This window comes from Nonlabens sp. (assembly GCF_047636915.1).
Classification (GTDB): Bacteria; Bacteroidota; Bacteroidia; order Flavobacteriales; family Flavobacteriaceae; genus Nonlabens.
Genome location: NZ_JBLIGN010000132.1, coordinates 1 through 4,845, shown reverse-complemented (window position 1 = coordinate 4,845; position 4,845 = coordinate 1). Strand labels below are relative to the sequence as shown.

Annotated in this window: 4 protein-coding genes; 2 read left to right on the top strand and 2 right to left on the bottom strand. The window is 38.7% G+C overall.

Annotated features, from left to right (window positions below; genetic code table 11):
• Both ACJAT0_RS12590 and ACJAT0_RS12585 read left to right on the top strand, forming a co-directional pair.
• Nucleotides 1-2,595, top strand: a 2,595-nt coding sequence (locus ACJAT0_RS12590; RefSeq protein WP_415181936.1) for a hypothetical protein, incomplete at its 5' end; no start/stop codon positions are given.
• A gap of 1 nt (nt 2,596) precedes the next feature.
• On the top strand, nt 2,597-3,214 hold the full coding sequence (locus ACJAT0_RS12585) for a polysaccharide deacetylase family protein (protein WP_415181935.1): 618 nt from the start codon (nt 2,597-2,599) through the stop codon (nt 3,212-3,214).
• Nucleotides 3,215-3,642: 428 nt separating this feature from the next.
• Here the strand turns inward: ACJAT0_RS12585 and ACJAT0_RS12580 are convergent, their stop codons facing one another.
• Nucleotides 3,643-3,939 carry a thioredoxin family protein gene (locus tag ACJAT0_RS12580; RefSeq protein WP_374002671.1) on the bottom strand — a complete coding sequence of 99 codons (297 nt, stop codon included), beginning with the start codon at nt 3,937-3,939 and terminating at the stop codon, nt 3,643-3,645.
• 435 nt (nt 3,940-4,374) lie between these two features.
• Nucleotides 4,375-4,845, bottom strand: a 471-nt coding sequence (locus ACJAT0_RS12575; RefSeq protein ID WP_415181934.1) for a metallophosphoesterase, incomplete at its 5' end; no start/stop codon positions are given.

Genomic DNA, 4,845 nt, shown 5'->3' with positions numbered 1-4,845 from the left:
TTATTTGCCTTTCTGATCTCGCTTTCGCGAAAACGTAACCTACCACTATTAAACACGATCACCTTATGCATCATGTTTGTTCTTATAGGATTTTCTTCCTGGACCATGCTGCCTATAAGAGCCAATGCAGGAACTCCTATCAATGAAAATGCCCCAGAAGATGCCCGTGCTCTTCTCGCCTACTACAATAGAGAACAATATCCTTCTCCAGGGCTATTTTATGGCATGTCTTTTACAGATATGTATGCTGGATATAATGAAGATGACCCTGACACAGAAGACAATGAGGCGTTTAAAGACGAAAAACCTAAATATGAAAAAGATGAGGTACTAGGTAAATATGTGATCGTTAATAACTACAAGGATGCCATTCCTAATACAAGCGATAGACACAAAGGATATTTCCCGCGCATGACAGATCCTTCACGTTCTTCTAACTACATAGATTTTATGGGTGGACTTAATTATACCATCAAACCAGCATACCGCGATAATCAAGAGTTGCTTTCTGTCTTGGACGACTATGAACGCAGGCTAGAACGTGGCACCATAGACACAGAGGAATATATAGAAGTGCTTGTATCCTTGAGGGATGCGGTAGATATTGACAAACCTAGTTTTGCTAGCAATATGCAATACATGGCAAACTATCAGATAAGCTATATGTACATGCGTTATTTCATGTGGAATTTTACCGGTAGACAAAACGATGTGCAAGGAGAATGGGATTCTTATGATGGCAACTGGATAAGCGGAATCAAATTTATAGATAAATGGCGTTTAGGAACTCAGGACGAATTGAGTGATGACATGTTGAACAATAAAAGCCGCAATACTTATTTCTTTCTGCCCCTTATATTAGGAATCTTAGGTGCTGTTTTTCATGCGCGTAAAGATTTGAAGTCCTTTTACGTCACTTTAGTTTTGTTTTTATTTACAGGACTTGCCATTATTATTTATCTCAACCAGTCTATGTTTCAAGTCCGGGAACGTGATTATGTTTACGTAGGTTCCTTTCTGGTTTTTAGCATGTGGATAGGAATGGGTGTTTATGCGATTTATGAAATGTTATGCGATGTCATGAAATCAAGACTCGCACAGGTGGTCTCACTAACAGCTTGTTTTGCAGCGGCTCCATTACTTATGGGCTATCAAAACTGGGACGATCATGATAGATCTGATAAATACACAGCACTCGCTAGCGCTAAAAAATACCTGGACAGCTGCTTGCCTAATGCCTTGATATTTACCATAGGAGATAACGACACGTTCCCCTTGTGGTATGCCCAAGAAGTAGAAGGCTATCGTACCGATGTACGTGTGGTATGTACCTCCTTACTAGCTACCGACTGGTACATGGATGATATGAAAAAGAAAGCTTGGGACAGCGAGCCTGTGCCTTCTACGCTCACTCATTCTAAATACAAATACGGGACTCGTGATGTATTGTACTATGCAGATAAAGAGCGCATCGAGCAACGCATGCGCGATTTAAATAAAGATGCTGCGTATGTATTTCCTGACACCATGCCACTGAACCAATGGATGGAATGGGTGGCCAGCGATAACAAAGTGACGCAGGAACAAATGAGGAACGAACATTTTGAACATACCTTTCCTACCAAATTCATCACTATTCCTGTAAACAAGGAAGCCGTACTTAGCAATGGAGTCGTACCGCAAAAAGATGCTGATAAAATAGTAGATGAAATAGTTATCAATGTCAACAGCAATGCCATCTATAAAAACAGAATGTTCATGCTTGATATCATCAATGCAAACAATTGGGAGCGCCCAATATATTTCTCTGGAGGAGCCTTTGGTGATGAAGATTACATATGGATGAAAGACTATTTACAACTGGACGGTTGTGCGTATCGTTTATTGCCTATAAAGTCCACTCCAGAAGATGAGCGTGATCCTTTTGATATGGGAAGAATAGATCCTGATTATACCTATAAAGTAATTAAAGGCTGGGATTGGGGCAATAGTGGTTCTTCAGAAATCTACCACGATGTAGAAACCAGACGCAATAGCGTAGGGTATAGAAGCAATATTACTCGTGCTTCTGAGGCCTTAGCTAAGGAGGGACAATTTAACAAAGCTGAAGAACTTTTAGATCTGGGTATGGAGCACATGCCTTTAGAGTATTATGGAAACTACTCCATGCTAGAACCATTTGTTACGGGTTATTACGAACTTAATAAGAAAGAAAAGGCAAGAAACTTATTGGATAAGATCATTTTAAAATACCAGAATGAACTGGATCATTACAATGCATTAACGTTACAGGAACAAGAAATTAATTATACACGTATTCAACAGGCTTTAGTCAGATACAACTCTATAACTGAAGTACCTGTTTTCTATAAGGATCAAGAAATGATCGATAAGCATGTAGATGCCTATAATGAATACTTCAAGCCATTTGTTAGGTATTTAAATGATGCGTATTACATTAGAAAAGATGGAGAGAGTATGGAAGGAATGTTCCCTGATTCTACATCGGCCACAGAGTTGAGAGACCTTCTTGATAATGCGGTAGATAATGTGACCAACTCGCAGGAAAATATTCCTACAGATATGATAAAGTAACATGAAAATCTACCCAGATAGCATTCCTGACTGGTTTTCTAATCTGTTTAAGAGCTATCACTGGCATGGTGATCGGAAGAAAAAAACCGTCTATCTCACTTTTGATGACGGCCCTACTCCGATAGTGACAGAATTTGTCATGCAGGAGCTTGATAAACATGGGTTCCAAGCTAGCTTTTTCTGTATAGGAGATCAAGTCGCTAAAAACCCTGAAATCTATGATCTTGTGCAAGAAAGAGGTCATCGTGTGGGAAACCATACGCACAACCACTTAGATGCCTGGACTTCAAAAAAAGACACCTATCTTGAAAATGTTTCGAAATGTTCTCAATTAGTCGCTTCCAAACTATTCAGACCGCCTTATGGTCACCTAACCCCTAAAGTCGCCAATACTTTAAAAGAAAAAGGCTATAAAATTGTTCTTTGGGATGTGATTTCAGGAGATTTTGATAGGAAACGATCATCAGTATCTTGTTTAAAGAATCTTAAAAAAAACACGAGAAATGGCAGTGTTGTTGTGTTCCACGATAGCGATAAAGCCTTTAAAAAACTACAGGAAATTTTACCTCCTTATTTGAAATTTCTTAAAAAAAATGGATGGAATAGTGAGGTGCTATAAAAATAGAAAACTATTTTTTTTTATAGACAATGTCTATAAACGCGCCCAAATATGGCTATCCACACCATTTGATTTTATAACAGATGTTGCTGCGACAAAATTTTTCCAATGTATTTCTCTTACAAAAACTCATCTCATAAAGGCCCTAAAACCAAGTATTTTGAGTGTGCCTCCCGATCATTTTGATTAAAGAAATGTGCGATAGAGGAGAAGGTGTGGTGCAGGACCCCTCTATATTTTCCCCTCAGCGCCTTGTTTTTAGTTGCTTAGTTGAGGAGTAACTTCTATTGCTTTTTGCATAGCTGCAAAAACATCAGTGGGCTAATTTTAACAAGGTTCCTACCCGTTTGCATCAGTAAGCTTCTGGAATGACAGATCGAGGCTGTGGAACACCGGTTCAAAGTTTTCAATTATTGCGCGACATAAAACTAATAAAACTGCTGCAAGCGATGGATCAATGTGTTGTCATCTTGCGCACCACTTTGTCGCCACTTCATTTCGCCATTTTTATAAATGATAAAAGTAGGAACCCCTTTAATCCTTAGCGCTTCCGACAGCTGCTCATTCTTTTCTATATCTATCTTGATCACTTTTGCTTTATCCCCTAGCGCAGCTGCTACATTACGCAGCACAGCATCCATGGCAATAGTGTCTTCATTCCAGTTGGTAAAAAAATTGAATAATACTGGAACATTTGCATTAATAAGTTCCCCGAATTTAGCCATGATCAATGATTATAAAATCAAATGTACGTAAAAAGCATACAAGTAACAACGATACCTATTTACCATCAATAGGCACTGTATGAATCGTTTTGGACGACATATGTCGTGAAATTTATCCCTAATCCAACTGGCATATGTTTCTTTTACTTTGTGTTTTTTTTGTTTTTCTATAGTCCCTTTTCCCTAATCGATATTCATTATTCCAAAAACCCTATACCTTACTACCCAATACCGATGGCTATCGGTACAAGGCTCCTTTCAAAATCCGCCTCTTTTGCTTAGCTATAACCATGACACGATGTGGTGGAAGCTACTTTACAACATAAAATTTCTAAGGGTTCAGGCTCCCTTTAGGATTAGACAACAAAAATTCCCTATTTGATATTCCATACTTAAAAAATCCAAAGCATATTTTAAAAACCTCATCCCACATGCTTATACTTTGCGCTTCAAGGTAATCACTGTAATCTCTGGCCAAATTCCCGCACGACCCGAATAGCCTAAAAAACCAAAACCTCTATTCACATTTAAAAATTGGTCTGCTTCTTTATAGATTCCAGCCCATTTTTTATAAATAAACCAAGCAGGACTCAACTTTATAAAGCCGGGAATCTCGATACCAAACTGCATTCCGTGCGTATGGCCGCTCAATGTCAAGTGGAATTTCTTCTCATCATTCTTTACCTGTAAATCCCAATGTGTAGGATCGTGACTCAATAAAACTTTAAATTCTTCTTTCCTCAACCCGTCAGCTGCTTTTTGCAAGTCTCCATACTTAAGAAAACGGCCACCACCCCAGTTTTGAACACCTACTAAGCTGATGGAATCGGCGCCACGGGTTATTTTTTCATTCTCATCCAGCAGCAATCTCCAGCCCATATCCTTTTGAACCTTATAGAGTTGTTG